This window comes from Noviherbaspirillum sp. (assembly GCF_036563305.1).
Taxonomy (GTDB): Bacteria; Pseudomonadota; Gammaproteobacteria; order Burkholderiales; family Burkholderiaceae_D; genus Noviherbaspirillum.
The window spans coordinates 160951-174373 of sequence record NZ_DATCMQ010000015.1 but is presented as its reverse complement, the minus strand read 5'-3'; the positions used below and the strand labels follow the sequence as shown (position 1 = coordinate 174373).

The 13423-nt window shown below is 66.3% G+C and carries 19 protein-coding genes and 1 tRNA gene; 14 read left to right on the top strand and 6 right to left on the bottom strand.

Features of this window, described 5'->3' with window-relative positions:
• The 4 genes from VIM12_RS16175 (at nucleotide 1) to VIM12_RS16160 (ending at nucleotide 1767) form a co-directional block, all read left to right on the top strand.
• Nucleotides 1–684, top strand: a complete 684-nt coding sequence (locus VIM12_RS16175; protein ID WP_331942702.1) for an SDR family oxidoreductase — start codon at nucleotides 1–3, stop codon at nucleotides 682–684.
• Nucleotides 685–695: 11 nt separating this feature from the next.
• On the top strand, nucleotides 696–905 hold the full coding sequence (locus VIM12_RS16170) for a SlyX family protein (protein ID WP_331942701.1): 210 nt from the start codon (nucleotides 696–698) through the stop codon (nucleotides 903–905).
• Nucleotides 906–921: 16 nt separating this feature from the next.
• On the top strand, nucleotides 922–1236 hold the full coding sequence (locus tag VIM12_RS16165; protein WP_331942700.1) for a DUF2288 domain-containing protein: 315 nt from the start codon (nucleotides 922–924) through the stop codon (nucleotides 1234–1236).
• Nucleotides 1237–1344: 108 nt separating this feature from the next.
• The gene (locus VIM12_RS16160; RefSeq protein ID WP_331942699.1) at nucleotides 1345–1767 is read left to right on the top strand and encodes a hypothetical protein; all 423 of its coding nucleotides are present in this window, start codon (nucleotides 1345–1347) and stop codon (nucleotides 1765–1767) included.
• Here VIM12_RS16160 and VIM12_RS16155 read toward each other — a convergent pair.
• The 3 genes from VIM12_RS16155 to VIM12_RS16145 form a co-directional block, all read right to left on the bottom strand.
• Nucleotides 1761–2675, bottom strand: coding sequence for an NAD(P)/FAD-dependent oxidoreductase (locus tag VIM12_RS16155; protein ID WP_331942698.1), 915 nt, complete (start codon nucleotides 2673–2675; stop codon nucleotides 1761–1763). The two genes, VIM12_RS16160 and VIM12_RS16155, sit on opposite strands and share 7 nt — an antisense overlap.
• 3 nt (nucleotides 2676–2678) lie before the next feature.
• Nucleotides 2679–3077 carry a hypothetical protein gene (locus VIM12_RS16150; RefSeq protein WP_331942697.1) on the bottom strand — a complete coding sequence of 133 codons (399 nt, stop codon included), beginning with the start codon at nucleotides 3075–3077 and terminating at the stop codon, nucleotides 2679–2681.
• Nucleotides 3078–3401: 324 nt separating this feature from the next.
• The gene (locus VIM12_RS16145; protein ID WP_331942696.1) at nucleotides 3402–4013 is read right to left on the bottom strand and encodes a hypothetical protein; all 612 of its coding nucleotides are present in this window, start codon (nucleotides 4011–4013) and stop codon (nucleotides 3402–3404) included.
• A gap of 120 nt (nucleotides 4014–4133) precedes the next feature.
• Between VIM12_RS16145 and dinB the strand changes: the two genes are divergently transcribed.
• Complete coding sequence (gene dinB / locus VIM12_RS16140) at nucleotides 4134–5291, top strand: DNA polymerase IV (protein WP_331942695.1); 1158 nt, start codon at nucleotides 4134–4136, stop codon at nucleotides 5289–5291.
• Nucleotides 5292–5452: 161 nt separating this feature from the next.
• The gene (locus VIM12_RS16135) at nucleotides 5453–6364 is read left to right on the top strand and encodes a recombination-associated protein RdgC (RefSeq protein WP_331942694.1); all 912 of its coding nucleotides are present in this window, start codon (nucleotides 5453–5455) and stop codon (nucleotides 6362–6364) included.
• Between the two features lie 84 nt (nucleotides 6365–6448).
• Here the strand turns inward: VIM12_RS16135 and VIM12_RS16130 are convergent.
• Nucleotides 6449–6525 (bottom strand) — tRNA-Asp (locus VIM12_RS16130).
• Between the two features lie 160 nt (nucleotides 6526–6685).
• On the opposite strand from VIM12_RS16130, the gene pip reads away from it, so the two are divergent.
• The 3 genes from pip to VIM12_RS16115 all read left to right on the top strand — a co-directional run bounded on the left by pip (nucleotide 6686) and on the right by VIM12_RS16115 (nucleotide 8977).
• Complete coding sequence (gene pip / locus VIM12_RS16125; RefSeq protein ID WP_331942693.1) at nucleotides 6686–7660, top strand: prolyl aminopeptidase; 975 nt, start codon at nucleotides 6686–6688, stop codon at nucleotides 7658–7660.
• 209 nt (nucleotides 7661–7869) lie between these two features.
• Entirely contained in the window at nucleotides 7870–8277 is a 408-nt protein-coding gene (locus tag VIM12_RS16120; RefSeq protein WP_414691798.1) for a hypothetical protein, read from the top strand.
• 199 nt (nucleotides 8278–8476) lie between these two features.
• Entirely contained in the window at nucleotides 8477–8977 is a 501-nt protein-coding gene (locus VIM12_RS16115) for a hypothetical protein (protein WP_331942691.1), read from the top strand.
• Between the two features lie 72 nt (nucleotides 8978–9049).
• Here the strand turns inward: VIM12_RS16115 and VIM12_RS16110 are convergent, their stop codons facing one another.
• The gene (locus VIM12_RS16110) at nucleotides 9050–9472 is read right to left on the bottom strand and encodes a hypothetical protein (RefSeq protein ID WP_331942690.1); all 423 of its coding nucleotides are present in this window, start codon (nucleotides 9470–9472) and stop codon (nucleotides 9050–9052) included.
• A gap of 179 nt (nucleotides 9473–9651) precedes the next feature.
• Between VIM12_RS16110 and VIM12_RS16105 the strand changes: the two genes are divergently transcribed.
• The 5 genes from VIM12_RS16105 to VIM12_RS16085 all read left to right on the top strand — a co-directional run bounded on the left by VIM12_RS16105 (nucleotide 9652) and on the right by VIM12_RS16085 (nucleotide 12227).
• Complete coding sequence (locus VIM12_RS16105) at nucleotides 9652–10182, top strand: hypothetical protein (protein ID WP_331942689.1); 531 nt, start codon at nucleotides 9652–9654, stop codon at nucleotides 10180–10182.
• A gap of 162 nt (nucleotides 10183–10344) precedes the next feature.
• A complete protein-coding gene (locus tag VIM12_RS16100) occupies nucleotides 10345–10647 on the top strand; it encodes a DUF883 family protein (protein ID WP_331942688.1) in 303 nt (100 codons plus the stop codon).
• A 7-nt stretch (nucleotides 10648–10654) separates the two neighbouring features.
• Nucleotides 10655–11047, top strand: coding sequence for a phage holin family protein (locus VIM12_RS16095; protein ID WP_331942687.1), 393 nt, complete (start codon nucleotides 10655–10657; stop codon nucleotides 11045–11047).
• An 11-nt stretch (nucleotides 11048–11058) separates the two neighbouring features.
• Nucleotides 11059–11424, top strand: a complete 366-nt coding sequence (locus VIM12_RS16090) for a hypothetical protein (RefSeq protein WP_331942686.1) — start codon at nucleotides 11059–11061, stop codon at nucleotides 11422–11424.
• A 74-nt stretch (nucleotides 11425–11498) separates the two neighbouring features.
• Nucleotides 11499–12227 carry an OmpA family protein gene (locus tag VIM12_RS16085; RefSeq protein WP_331942743.1) on the top strand — a complete coding sequence of 243 codons (729 nt, stop codon included), beginning with the start codon at nucleotides 11499–11501 and terminating at the stop codon, nucleotides 12225–12227.
• 61 nt (nucleotides 12228–12288) lie between these two features.
• Here VIM12_RS16085 and VIM12_RS16080 read toward each other — a convergent pair whose 3' ends face one another.
• Nucleotides 12289–13179 (bottom strand): c-type cytochrome, encoded by an 891-nt coding sequence (locus VIM12_RS16080; RefSeq protein WP_331942685.1) that lies wholly within the window; start codon nucleotides 13177–13179, stop codon nucleotides 12289–12291.
• Nucleotides 13180–13423: the final 244 nt, after the last annotated feature.

The following is a 13423-nucleotide window of genomic DNA, read 5'->3' as shown; positions in this document are numbered from 1 at the left end:
GTGGCTCCATTTGACCTCACCGGCAAGCGCATCCTCGTCACGCAGGCGGCCGATTTCATGGGACCGGCGCTGTGCAAGGTCCTGGCCGAACTCGGCGCCGACGTGGTCGCGGACATGCGTCCGCTGGTCGATCCCGACCTGCCCGCCACCATTGTCAAGGCGGCCGGCGAGATCGACGTGCTGGTCGCCAACCTTGCCATCCCGGCACCCGCCACGCCGGCCGCCGAGGTCGGCGACGAGGAATGGCGCAATGCCTTCGCGCACATGGTCGATCCGCTGCCGCGCCTGGCGCGGGCGGTGCTGCCGGCCATGGTGGCGCGCAAGGCCGGCAAGATCCTGGTCATGGGCAGCGCTTCCGCGCTGCGCGGCATGAAGCGTACCTCCACCTACAGCGCTGCGCGCGGCGCCCAGCTCGCGTATGCCCAGGCGCTCGGCGTGGAGGTCGCGCCGCACAACGTCCAGGTCAACGCCATCGCGCAGAATTTCGTCGAGAACCCGACGTATTTCCCGCCCGAGGTGCAGGCGAATCCGGCCTTCCAGGAGCGCCTGCGGCGCGAGGTGCCGCTCGGCCGCCTGGTGGCGCAGCGTGAGGACGCGCTGTTCGCCGCCTACCTGTGCAGCGACGCCGCCAACTGTTTCGTCGGCCAGGTATTCCCGGTATGCGGCGGCTGGGTGGCGCGGTGAGTGGAGAAGACATGGTGAACGAAGAACGCATTGTCGATATCGAAATCAAGCTGGCCCGCCAGGAAGACCTGGTCGACACCCTGAACCAGACGGTGTTCCGCCAGCAGCAGAAGATCGACGAGCTGGAAAAGCTGTGCACCGCGCTCGCGCGCCACCTCCGCGAAATCCGGGAAGCCGCGTCGGAGCGCGGCCCCGCCAACGACAAGCCTCCCCATTACTGATACGGCAATCACACGAATGAGCAAGAACCACGAACAGGGCGAACTGCTGCGCGCCAAGATCAACGGCGAAACATCCCGCATGAAGTGGAGCGAATTGCAGCGCTTCTTCGCCAGCGGCGCCGTCATTGCCGTCTCGCCTGAGCTCGACCTGGTCGAGGTCGGCTTCCGCGTCGCCAGCGACGACAAGCAGGCGGTTGCGGAGTGGATGGCCGACAACCGGGTTGCCAAGGTCAGCGACGCGCAGGCCGAGACCTGGCTGCAGACCGATGCCACGCTGTGGGCGGTGGTGATCAAGCCGTGGATCCTGGTGCAGCACGAGAAGATGCATTAACGCCCGGCGTTGTTGCAGGCGCGCAGTACGGCTGCGCCGTTGACGCTGCACCGCGGGTAGAATGCGTTCGCAATGCCTGCCCGCTTTCGTGCCTCGTCCATCCACATCATGCAAAAGCCGCCCGCGCGTGACCGCTCTGTCCGCAATGCCGTTCTGATTTCGCTGCTCGTGCTGCTCACGGGCTTCGGCGCAACCTGGTTCTATCTGCAGCATGCCAAGCGGCTGGACAACGAGGTCCGCTTCCTGACGCTGCCGCGCGTGGCCATCAGTCGTGACGGCCACTCGATGGCCGCGACCGTTGCCATCCGTACCAGCGGGAGCCAGGCGGAATGGGCCAGCGGACAGCAGCGGGCGCTGGAGGAAGTGGTGAAGGTCGCGCTGATGGAGGCCGATCCGGTCGCCGCGCGCGGCCCCGAAGGCATCGCCATGCTGCAGCAGCAGATCCGTGACACCAGCAACAGCCTGCTGAAGACCGACCGCATCAAGGAAGCGATCGTGACCGACTTCCTGGTCTCCGAGGGCGACTACTGATCCTGCGTCCGCAGCCGGTTGTGGATCGCGGTGGCCGCAATCGCCGCATGCCCCATCGCCACGGCGATCTGGTTCAGGCCGACCACCACGTCGCCGGCCGCGTACAGGCCTTCGATCGAGCTCTGCTGGTGCGCATCGACCAGGATCTCGCCGTTATCAGTGGTCTCGGTTCCCAGCGCTTCCGCCAGGCCGCCATTGACGATGGTGCCGAGCGCCGAATACACCACGTCGAAACGCTGCGCCTCCCCGTCCTGCAGGTGCACCACCATGGCCCCCGCGTCGTCGTAGCCGATGCGTTCCAGCGGGCGCGGCTCGGCATGCACGTCCGCGCTGCGCAGGCGCTCTCGTGCCGCCGCGCCCAATGACGACAGCCCGCTGCCCGAGAACAGCGTGACGGAATGGGCGAAATGGCGGACGAAAATTGCCTCCCCGACCGCATCCTCGCCGCGCCCGATCACCGCCACCCGCTTGCCGATCGCCTCGAAGCCGTCGCAGATCGGGCAGTAGCGCAGATGACCCTCCGCCAGTGCCCGGCGCACCTCGGCAAACGCCGGTTCGACGTCGTTCACGCCGGTCGCGACGATCACATTGCGCGCAAGCCAGCGCTGGTCGCCGCACCATGCCAGGAAAGACCCGTCGTCCCTCCGCTCCAGCCGGTCCACCACGGCCTGCGCCATCGGTGCCCCGTACTCGAGCGCCTGTGCCTGCAGACGTGCCAGCAGATCCCTGCCGTGCACGCCCTTGGCAAAGCCCGGGTAGTTGTGCGAGGTCGGGATGCTGCGCAGGCGGCTGGCGCCGCCGTCGAGCAGCATGAAGCGGCGCCGGAAGCGGGCGAGGTAGATCGCCGCGCTCAGGCCGGCAGCGCCGCCGCCGATGATGATGCAGTCGAGCAGGGGAGCGCCTGCCATGTGCTAACGCCTGCCCGGCTGGTGCTGCCCGGCGCGGCCGTCGCGCTGCGGCGGCATGTCGTCGAGACCCTCCATGTCCGGGTCCTCGCCGGCCTCGATCGTATCGATCCGGTCCACGCCGATGTCCTCGTTCATGTCGACCGAGTCGCGGCCCGCCGCCGCCCGCTCGCCGGTGCCGGTGGCATCCGAATCACCCTGCACCTCGATCAGGCTGGAGTCGGGGTCCTCCGTCGTCCCCTTGTCCAGTCCCAGGTCCAGTTCTTCCACTGCGCGTATGCCCGGCTGCACGTCGCTGCCGGTATCGGTGACGTCGCTCGGTCCGAGCGACTTGCTGTCGTGTCCCTGGCCGAGCGAACGATCCGGCTCGGGAATCAGGTCCGGGTCCAAAGTGCTGCCTGCCATGATGAACTCCTCTCAAGTTTGAAGAACGCGCAAAGCGCACGGCGAGACGGTGCAATAAGCATGCCTCACGCACTCCGAATGCAGGGGGCATGCCGTCACCCGGCACTGGGCATGTAAATTTTTCGCCGCGAGGGCAGATGTGGCGCGCGGCCTGTCGCTGCGGCACTGCATGCCGGCAAAAGTGGAACTTTCGCGATCGGGCTTTTGTCACTCGGACAATGGAAGCCGGCGGAACGGACGTCATGGCTTTCACCGGGGTGGCGGGCACGCGATGCCGCCACCGGAGTCCCCTACACCCTCTGAGGAGCCCACCATGGCAAAACTTCACAAGATACTGTTCGGCTCGGCGGTCATCGCGGCCGCCAACCTCGCCTTTGCGCAGACCACCACCACGGTGCCGTCCAATTCGGTCCCGGCACAGAACGCCACCGGTTCGTCGGGCGCCACCACCGGCAGTGACGCCGGCATGGTCGGCGGTACCGGCACCTCCACCTCGATCCCGTCGTCCACCCCGGCCCCGGGCATGACCACCAGCGGCGCATCCACCGGCGGCGGCAGTTCCGCCAGCGGCATGAGCAGCGGCGGCTCGACCAGCGGCACCAGCGGTTCCAGTGGTACCTCGGGTTCCATGGGGTCCTCGGGCACCTCCGGCACCTCCGGCTCGACCGGCATGTCGGGTTCTTCGGGCATGTCGGGCTCTTCGGGGTCGTCGGGCATGAGCGGCGCCGCGCCGTCGAACTCGGTGCCGGCGCAGAACGCCACCGGTTCCTCGGGAGCAGGCACCGGCAGCGACGCCGGCATGGTTGGCGGCACCGGCACTTCGACCTCGGTACCGTCCACGACGCCCGCACCGGGAACGATCACCGGCGCCGGCACGTCAGGCAGCTCGGGCACCGGCACCTCCGGCACCTCGGGCAGCACCGGCCGCTGATTCACGCCCCGTCCGGAAAAGCCGCCTGCGCATGCGCAGGCGGCTTTTTTTCTGGCCGCACCGTACAATGGGCGCGTCCGAAAAACAGCAAGCCCCGCTGCCAGCGAACCGCCCCCGCCTCACCGATGAACGCCGATGCCCGTCGCATTGCACATCTCGACATGGATGCCTTCTACGCATCGGTCGAGCTGCTCCGCTACCCGGACTTGCGCGGCCAGCCGGTGGTGATCGGCGGACGCTCGATCCACCGTCCGGCCACGCTCGCCGACGGCAGCCGGCAGTATGCGCGCCTGCGCGACTATGCCGGTCGCGGCGTCGTCACCACCTCCACCTACGAGGCGCGCGCGCTCGGCGTCTTCTCGGCGATGGGCGTGATGAAGGCCGCCCAGCTGGCGCCCGACGCAATCCTGCTGCCTGCCGACTTCGACGCCTACCGCCACTACTCGCGCCTGTTCAAGCAGGCGGTGGTGGACATCGCGCCGAAGATCGAAGACCGCGGCATCGACGAGATCTACATCGACCTCAGCGAACACGAAGAAGAAACCCGCCTGCTTGCGCTGCGCATCAAGCAGGCCGTGCGCGACGCCACCGGCCTCTCGTGCTCGATCGGCGTCGCGCCCAACAAGCTGCTCGCAAAGATCTGCTCGGACCTGGAAAAGCCGGACGGCCTGACCCTCATCACCCATGCCGATATCCCTGTCCGCATCTGGCCGCTCGCCGTCCGCAAGATCAACGGCATCGGTCCCAAGGCCAACGAGAAGCTGGCGGCCCTCGGCATCCTCACCATCGCCGACCTCGCGCATGCCGAGCCCGGCCTGCTGCAAACGCACTTCGGCCGCAACAATGCGGAATGGCTGCACCGCGTCGCGCGGGGCATGGACGAGCGCCCGGTCGTCACCAGCGCCGAGCCCAAGTCGATCAGCCGCGAGACGACGTTCGAGCGCGACCTGCATGCGCGCCATGACCGCGACACGCTTTCGGGAATCTTCACCGGACTCTGCACCCGGGTGTCCGACGACCTGCGGCGCAAGGGCTACGTCAGCCGCACCATCGGCATCAAGCTGCGCTTCGCCGACTTCCGCACGGTGACGCGCGATGTGACCTTGAACGCTGCGACCGCCGATCCGGTGCTGATCCGGCGCGCCGCGGGCGAATGCCTGCGGCGGGTGCCGCTCGAGCAGCGCATCCGGCTGCTCGGCGTGCGCGCGGGGGCACTGTCGCGGCCGGGCGAGGAGGGCGCCGGCCATGCCGGCACCCAGCACGAGCTGCTGCTCGGCGGCTGAGGATTGTCGTATTCGCATCGCCACAGGCGCTTCGCATCCATGCGTGCACGCCTGCATTGCCGGCATGCCTGCAGCACGCCACGCTGACGCATTTGCGCCACTGACGGCACCGGGTGGCGCATGTAGAATGGCGCCCTCGTTTTCGATAGGAGTGCCGTCCCATGTGGTTCAAGAACCTGCAGCTCTACCGCCTCATCGCACCCTGGACCTGGACGGCCGAACAGCTCGAGGAAAAGCTCGCGCCCCAGTCGTTCGCCTCCTGCGCAAGCGGCGACATGCAAAGCCAGGGCTGGCTCTCGCCGCGCGACAACGGCATGCTGGTGCACACGGTGAACCGCCAGCTGCTGCTGCAGCTTGGCGTCGAGAAGAAACTGCTTCCCGCATCGGTCATCAACCAGGTGACCAAGGCGCGCGCCGCGGAACTCGAAGAGCAGCAGGGCTTCAAGCCAGGCCGCAAGCAGATGAAGGAACTCAAGGAGCAGGTGACCGAGGAGTTGCTGCCCCGCGCGTTCAGCGTCCGGCGCACCACGCGTGTGTGGATCGATCCGGTCAATGGCTGGATGGCGGTCGATGCCGCCAGTCCGGCGAAGGCCGACGAGGTCTTCAAGCTGCTGCTGAAATCGCTCGACACGCTGCCGTTCGCGTCGCTGCGCACCGCCCGTTCGCCGCTCTCGGCGATGACCGACTGGCTCGCCGCGGACGAAGCGCCGGGCGGCTTCACCGTCGACCAGGACACCGAGCTGCGCGCCAGCGGCGAGGGCAAGGCCACGGTGCGCTACGTGCGCCACACGCTCGAAGCCGAGGACGTCCAGCGCCATATCGCCGCCGGCAAGCAGTGCACGCGGCTGGCCATGACCTGGAACGATCGCATCTCCTTCGTGCTCACCGAAGCGCTGGCCGTCAAGCGCGTCGCGCCGCTGGACGTCCTCAAGGAAAACGCCGACGGCGCGACCATGAACGACGACGAGCGCTTCGACACGGACTTTGCGCTGATGACGGGCGAACTGGCGAAATTGGTCGCCGATCTGGTGCTGGCGCTCGGCGGCGAAGAAGCGCAGAAGAAGGCCGCCTGAGGAAGAAGGCCGGCGAAGAGGCGCCGGGCCTTCAGGGCAATCGGCAAAAAAAAAGACGAACCCGAAGGTTCGTCTTTTTTGTTTTGGCGGAGTGGACGGGACTCGAACCCGCGACCCCCGGCGTGACAGGCCGGTATTCTAACCGACTGAACTACCACTCCTGAAATTGCTCATCTACGGCAAGCCGCGGATGCGACGTTTGTCACCACGTCTGAAGGGGCTGAAATATACAGCAAATTTTTCGTTCTGGCTAGACCCGCGAAACGCCTAGAATGCAAAGTCCGTCCGCCATCAGGTTTCGGCCCCGCGCCGCCAGCAGCCATGAGCCAGCACGACTTCCCACTGTTCCCGCCGATCGAGCCGCGCCGCGCCGGCATGCTGCCGGTCGACGCCCTGCACACCCTGTACTGGGAAGAGTCCGGCAATCCCGCCGGCGTACCGGTGCTCTTCCTGCATGGGGGACCGGGCGGCGGCACCTCGCCGCGGCAGCGCTGCTTCTTCGACCCGGCCCATTACCGCATCGTCCTGTTCGATCAGCGCGGCGCCGGCAAGTCCACCCCGCTCGGCGAATACCGCGACAACACGACGCCGCTGCTGATCGACGATATCGAGCGCCTGCGCCGCCTGCTCGGCATCGATTGCTGGCTGGTCTTCGGCGGGTCCTGGGGCTCCACCCTTGCGCTCGCCTACGGGCAGGAACATCCCGACCGCTGCCTCGGCTTCATCCTGCGGGGTGTCTTCCTGTGCACCCAGCCGGAGATCGACTGGTTCATGCACGGCATACGCTGGTTCTTCCCGGAAGTGCATGCCCGCTTCACCGGCGCGATCCCCGCGGAGGAGCGCGGCGAGCTGCTGCAGGCGTACGCCCGTCGCCTGTTCTGCGACGACCCGGCAATCTACATGCCGGCGGCACGGGAGTGGAGTCGCTACGAGGCAGCCTGCCTGTTCCTGCGGCCGGTGCCCGCGGCGGGGGACGAGCCGGACGACGATGCCGTCAGTCTCGGCGTCGGACGCCTCGAGGCCCACTATTTCCTGCACCACGGCTTCCTGGCGGAAGACCAGCTGATTCGCAGGATTGATCGTATTCGCCATCTTCCCGCCGTCATCGTACAGGGCCGGTACGACATGATCTGCCCCCCGGCAACCGCGTTCCGCCTCCATGCCGCATGGCCGCAGGCCCGGCTGGACGTGGTCGACGATGCCGGTCATTCCGCATTCGATCCCGGCATCACCCGCGCGCTTGTCGCAGCGACGGAACAATTTCGCCGAACCGGCGGGTTCGACCGCGAGGGATAACCTGGTCAGGCGTTTCCAGGGAGTTGTAAGCAGCGGTAATATTGCCTATCGTCACTCTTCCACTCGGTTATTTTGGAAGACGCATCGCCCAACCTGCCGCGAGTCCGCCCATGTCCATACGCCCTCTCATTCTGCTTGCCGCCGGCATTGGCGCCGCCATCGTTGCCGGTTGCGCCTCGCGCCAGGACAACGAGACGCCACAGGCGAGCATGCCGTCCGTAGCGGATCGGGTGGAGCGGGTAGAAACCCTGCCCGATGCCACATCCACCGCGCCGACGGTCGACGGCTACAAGCGCGATCTCGCGCAGCGCATCTCCCAGGTAAACTCGACGCGCGTCTACGTCGGCCGGCCCCAGGCCCTGCTGCGCTCGGTGGTCGTGGTGCGTTACGTGGTCGACGCCCAGGGCGCGCTGGTGCGCAGCGAAATCATGCGCTCCAACCGGGATCGGGAAACCGAGGCGACCGCGCTTGCCTCGCTGCGTGGCGCCGCGCCGTTTCCCAAGCCGGCATCGCACCTGCTGCGCAACGGCCGGCTCGACCTGGCCGAGACCTGGCTTTTCAACAACGACGGCCGCTTCCAGTTGCGTACCATTGCCGAGCCGCAGATGGATCGCTGATCCCCGGTCCGCTTCGCACCGCGTTACAGTCTTTTACACCGACGAAAACCGCTGCTTTTTCAGTAGCTTGCCGTCGCCTCTCGCGGCAATTGCTGCGTTACTTCAAAACCCCTCCTGAACGGACTTCCCCCGCGCGGCGTCAAAACCGTTGCAGCATGCCCTTTTTCCAATAGACGGATTTCCAATCAAGGAGTAAGTCATGACGCTGAAAACACTGAAAACGCTGTCGTTCGTGATCGTCGCATCAGTCTCGTCCATCGCGCTTGCCCAGACTTCCGGAGCGGCCGGCAGCAGCAAATCGCAGCAGATCCAGTCGCAGAACGCGACGGGATCTAGCGGCGCAGGCACGGGCAGCGATGCCGGCATGGTCGGCGGCACCGGGACTTCCACCACCACCAGCGGAACGTCGCCGTCCGGTTCATCCGGCAAGTCGGGGTCGGGCAAGTCCGGCGCCACCAGCAAGTCCAGTGGATCGGGCATGTCGAGCGGCTCGGGCGCAGCGGGCGGTTCGGGCACCAGCGGCACGGCGGTGCAGGGTGCGCAAACGGACAAGGGCGCGGCCACCAGCGGCACTTCCGCCAGCACCGACCCCGCCGGCAAGCCGGCATCGAGCAAGAAGTCGGGCAAGGGGGAGTCGGCCGGCATGAGCGGCAGCACCGCGAAAGACAAGTCTTCGCCGGGTGCCTCAACCAGCAAGTAATCTCGTCGCGTCAGTCGAAGCAAAGAAAAAAGCGGCCGAGGCCGCTTTTTTCATGTCCGCTGACGGCGGTGCTCAGTCGTGATGCTTGTGCTTGCCGTGACCATGACCGTGCCCGTGACCATGATGGTCCCGCTCCCGCCGATGGCTGCGTTCCTCGTGATGATGACGGTAGGACGGCGCATACTCCGCCGACCTGACGAAGTACACCGGCGTGCCGCATGCGCCGTAGCGATGGCAATGCTTGCGCCAGTTCTTCGCGTGCCCGGGCGGCACATGCATATAGACCGGCTGGACGCGGCGCGCTTCGCGCACGATAACGACCGGCTGCTGGTAAACCAGGACCGGGCGGCTGTTGCCGATGTCGACGCGGCCGTACACGCCGGGGGCGACTTCGCCCGAGACGCTGACGCCGATATTGACGTCGCCTGCAGCGGACGGGGCGGCGGCTGCAGCCAGCAGGAAGGCGGCAGCAAGGGAGGCAAGGATGGGGTTCATGAGTTTCTTCTCGATGTGACGCCTCATCATAAAACAAGTCCAGCGGGAAACTTCTTGACCCTAAACAATGGTTACAATCCGTAGGGCGATGACACCCCGGGCTGTCAGCGCGGACCGTTTCTGTTCTAATGCTGCGTCTTGCGCTTCGCACTCCGGGCTTCCCGCTTTCCTTTGCTACCATGACCAAGAATCCATCGCCCACATCCGCGGACCAGGCTTGCCAGCGTCCCGCCACGCTCTATCGCTACTCCCGGCGGGAATGGCTGGAGCGTTCGCTGCAGTATGGCGAATTCCGCCTGCAGCCCGCCCCGTCCGTGGCGGCGCAGGAGCGCAGCCCGGGCATCGCGTTCGGCGTACCACCCGCCGCATCCGCCTACCTGACGCTCAGCCTCGCCCACGCGTGGGACGACGCGCTGTTCGCGCGCTTCGGCGGCGATTGCTGTCTCGTGATCCACGAGCCGGAACAGTTCGGCGAGCGGATCCACCGTGCTGCCCAACGTCTCCTGCCGAGCTGGGCCGGCATCGATGCCGGTATTTCCTATGGCGTTCCCAGCCCGCTCGGCGCCGCCTTTACCAAGCACCGGGAGCAGGCCGCGGAACAGGAATGGCTGTTTGCCTGGCGACCGATGCAGAAAGGATTGGCTGCGCTCGCCGTCACCCTCGCCATCGGCAGCATCGAAGGCATCGCCGAGCTCAAGGCCCGAGGCTGATCCGCGTCAAAAAAAACCGGGCTCGCGCTTCGTCCGACTTGTTTCCTGGCAGTTCCGCCCGTACATTGGCAGTATTACCAGACGGTAAAAGAACACGCTGATTTCAGATCTGCCCGGACGCGGCGCGCCTGCCCCGCGTCCACCGAATTCAAGGAGCAAGCCATGCCGAACAACAGCATCAAGACCGTGCGCAACGACATGAAAACCCTCATCCAGGATGCGCAGGATCTATTTCGGGAAGCCTCCCACAACACCGGCGAGAAGGCCGATGAACTGCGTGCGCGTGGACTGACCCTGCTGGACGGCGCGATGGAAAAGGCGCATGAAATGCAGGCCCTGGCACTCGAAAAGGGCAAGGCCGCCGCCGAGGGCGCCGACGTATTCGTGCATGAGAAGCCGTGGCATGCAGTCGGCATCGCGGCCGGCATCGGTCTTGTAGTCGGCTTGCTGGTCTCGCGCCGGTAGTCGCCTCATGGACCAAGCCGCCCAACCTGACCACGGTGCTCCTGCCGGCCTCGCTGCCCGTGCGAGTGCCTTCCTCGGCACGCTCTCGTCCCTGCTCGCCAGCCGCGTGGAGCTTGCCGCGCTCGAGCTCGGCGAGCTGCGCGACAACCTCGTTCGCCTGCTGCTCGTCGGCATGCTCGGCGTCGTCGCCTTGTTGTTTGCCCTTGGCTGCTGGACGGCCCTGCTGGTTGTGCTGGCATGGGACGCGATGGGCTGGATCATCCTGCTGCTGGTCGCGCTCGCTTACACCGTGCTGGCATTCGTGCTGCTCCGCTACGGCAAGGCCTTGCTGGCACCCGAAAAGCTGTCGCTGCCGGCAACCATGGCGGAGCTGCGCCAGGATCGCGACGCCTTTCTGTGAAGAGGAACCGCATGGATGAACGTACCGCACGCAAGAAGGCGCTGATCGCGATCGGCGCAATGCATCGCGCCGAACTGCTCGTCGCCCGCCAGTCCCTGCAGGACGCGGTCCGCCCGGAGGCGCTCAAGCGCAGCGCCATGCAACATCTCGCGGGTACCGTTTCCGGCGTCTTCGGGCGCACGCGCGCCGCCGTCGCGGGCGGCACCGACCTTGCGGGAATCGTGCCGCTGCTCGGCAACGGTCTTTCCCTCCTCGGCGGCCGGAGCGCGCTGCTCAGGCTGCTGCTGAGCAGCGGTGCGCTCTCCGCTGCAGCAAGCGGAATCGTCGCCTTCCTGCGCCGCAGGAAACAGCCCGCAGCGCGTGATGCCACAAGTTAACTGTTTGTAACGCGCCGAACTCGGCTTCGCCGCGGCATGTCCAATTGTGTTCTTATCACCACAAGGACTGCATGATGGTCAAACATCTCACCCTCACAACCCTGGCGGCAACGATCGCCCTTTCCGGCTGCGCGAACATGAATGAGGTGCAGCGGGGAACGGCCACCGGCGCCGGTGTGGGAGCGGGTATCGGTGCGGTGCTGGGAGGCACCGTGGGTCCCGGCGGCGGACGACGCGCTGCCACCGGCGCGGTGCTGGGCAGCGCCGCAGGCGCGGTCATCGGCAATATCTGGTCGAGCCGCATGGAGCAGCAGAAGCGTGCAATGGAACAGGCGACCCAGGGTACCGGTGTCCAGGTCACGCAGACCGCCGACAACCAGCTCAAGCTGGACATCCCCAGCGACATCTCGTTCGACACCAACCGCGCCGACATCAAGCCCAACTTCCGCCCCATCCTCGACCGTTTCGCCTCCGGGCTCGTCAACAACCCCTACGCCCGCGTCACGATCATCGGCCATACCGACAGCACGGGTGGCGACGCCATCAACAATCCGCTTTCGGTGAACAGGGCCGCAGAAACCCGCGACTACCTTGCCGCACGCGGCGTGACTACCAACCGGATCAGCATCGATGGCCGCGGCTCGCGCGAGCCGCTGGTCTCCAACGACACCGAAGCCAACCGGGCACGCAACCGCCGTGTCGAGATCTACGTCGCCGAACCGCAGTCGACTGCCCAGGGACAACCGCTGCCGCAGCAGGGCCAGCCCGTGTACCCGGCGCCATATCCAGCCTCTGGCCGCTGACAAGCCGCGCAGCCATAAAAAAAGCCGACCCGGAGGTCGGCTTTTTTAATACGCGTGCTGCTTACTTCGAGCCGGCCACCATGTAGTCGACCGCTGCCTTGACTTCCTCATCGGAAGCGGCGGAGCCACCCTTCGGCGGCATCATGCCGGCCTTGCCCTGGAAGCCCTTGATTGCGTGTTCGTAGAGCGTTGCATTGCCCTGCTTGATGCGCGGCTCCCAGTTGGCCTTGTCGCCGATCTTCGGCGCTCCCGCAACGCCGGTGCCATGGCAGGCTGCGCACGAAGCGTCGAACACCTTCTTGCCGTCGACCTTGGCTTCCGGCTGCGTTGCGGCGGCCACTGCCTGCTGCTGTTGGGTCGGGGAAGAGGCGACCGGTGCCGAGGCGGAAGCGGTCTGCGCGCCGGCTTCAGTTGCGGCCGGTGCGCCCTGCGCCGTCGCCGGTGCCTTGACGGCCGGCTCTTTCAGCTTGCCGCCGGACTGGTTGGCCATGAACACCACCGCACGTTCCACTTCGACGTCATCCAGGTCCGGATTGCCGCCCTTGGCCGGCATCGCGCGGATGCCCTTGATCGCATGCTCGACCAGCGTCGCCTGGCCCTGGGAAATGCGGGCCGACCATGCGCCGGCGTCGCCGGTCTTCGGAGCGCCCGCTGCGCCGCTGTCGTGGCAAGCCGCGCACACCGCCTTGTACACGACGTCGCCAGCCTGCAGCTGCTTCGGCGCATTCGCGTCCCTGAAGGTGAAGCCGACGTCCGCGACCGGGCGCAGGCGCGCCGCGACTGCTTCCGGCGTCTGGCTGTCCGAACCGGCGCCGGACTTCTCTTCGTTCGCCACGTACTGCACCAGCAGCACGATGCAGACGATCGGTATCACGAAAGCTGCGACTACCGCGGCGACCAGCTGCTTCGGCGTCTTGATAAGAGATTCGTGTTCGTTGTGTGCGTCGCTCATTATTCCCTCAGGACTTTATTCAGAAACCAGTGAATCGGGTCACATCCAGGCCGGAAGCGCCTTTCGCCCGCGGCGTAACCTCGCAAAACCCTTGATTATAGTCGGAAAACTACGAGGTTGGCATGAAAACACCGACGCGGCGATGTCGCCTGCGGCAGCAGAATCTGGTCGCACTGCGCGGCCACCCGGAACGGAGAAATTGCCGCAATGACGTCTTTGCATGGACGGAAAGGCTGAAAACCGG

Excerpts from the sequence above, each read along its gene's own strand:
- VIM12_RS16170 (WP_331942701.1), top strand. The coding sequence starts at position 696 with ATGGTGAACGAAGAACGCATTGTCGATATCGAAATCAAGCTGGCCCGC.
- VIM12_RS16165 (WP_331942700.1), top strand. The coding sequence starts at position 922 with ATGAGCAAGAACCACGAACAGGGCGAACTGCTGCGCGCCAAGATCAAC.
- VIM12_RS16160 (WP_331942699.1), top strand. The coding sequence starts at position 1,345 with ATGCAAAAGCCGCCCGCGCGTGACCGCTCTGTCCGCAATGCCGTTCTG.
- VIM12_RS16155 (WP_331942698.1), bottom strand. The coding sequence starts at position 2,675 with ATGGCAGGCGCTCCCCTGCTCGACTGCATCATCATCGGCGGCGGCGCT.
- VIM12_RS16150 (WP_331942697.1), bottom strand. The coding sequence starts at position 3,077 with ATGGCAGGCAGCACTTTGGACCCGGACCTGATTCCCGAGCCGGATCGT.
- dinB (WP_331942695.1), top strand. The coding sequence starts at position 4,134 with ATGAACGCCGATGCCCGTCGCATTGCACATCTCGACATGGATGCCTTC.
- VIM12_RS16135 (WP_331942694.1), top strand. The coding sequence starts at position 5,453 with ATGTGGTTCAAGAACCTGCAGCTCTACCGCCTCATCGCACCCTGGACC.
- pip (WP_331942693.1), top strand. The coding sequence starts at position 6,686 with ATGAGCCAGCACGACTTCCCACTGTTCCCGCCGATCGAGCCGCGCCGC.
- VIM12_RS16120 (WP_414691798.1), top strand. The coding sequence starts at position 7,870 with ATGCCGTCCGTAGCGGATCGGGTGGAGCGGGTAGAAACCCTGCCCGAT.
- VIM12_RS16115 (WP_331942691.1), top strand. The coding sequence starts at position 8,477 with ATGACGCTGAAAACACTGAAAACGCTGTCGTTCGTGATCGTCGCATCA.
- VIM12_RS16110 (WP_331942690.1), bottom strand. The coding sequence starts at position 9,472 with ATGAACCCCATCCTTGCCTCCCTTGCTGCCGCCTTCCTGCTGGCTGCA.
- VIM12_RS16105 (WP_331942689.1), top strand. The coding sequence starts at position 9,652 with ATGACCAAGAATCCATCGCCCACATCCGCGGACCAGGCTTGCCAGCGT.
- VIM12_RS16100 (WP_331942688.1), top strand. The coding sequence starts at position 10,345 with ATGCCGAACAACAGCATCAAGACCGTGCGCAACGACATGAAAACCCTC.
- VIM12_RS16095 (WP_331942687.1), top strand. The coding sequence starts at position 10,655 with ATGGACCAAGCCGCCCAACCTGACCACGGTGCTCCTGCCGGCCTCGCT.
- VIM12_RS16090 (WP_331942686.1), top strand. The coding sequence starts at position 11,059 with ATGGATGAACGTACCGCACGCAAGAAGGCGCTGATCGCGATCGGCGCA.
- VIM12_RS16085 (WP_331942743.1), top strand. The coding sequence starts at position 11,499 with ATGGTCAAACATCTCACCCTCACAACCCTGGCGGCAACGATCGCCCTT.
- VIM12_RS16080 (WP_331942685.1), bottom strand. The coding sequence starts at position 13,179 with ATGAGCGACGCACACAACGAACACGAATCTCTTATCAAGACGCCGAAG.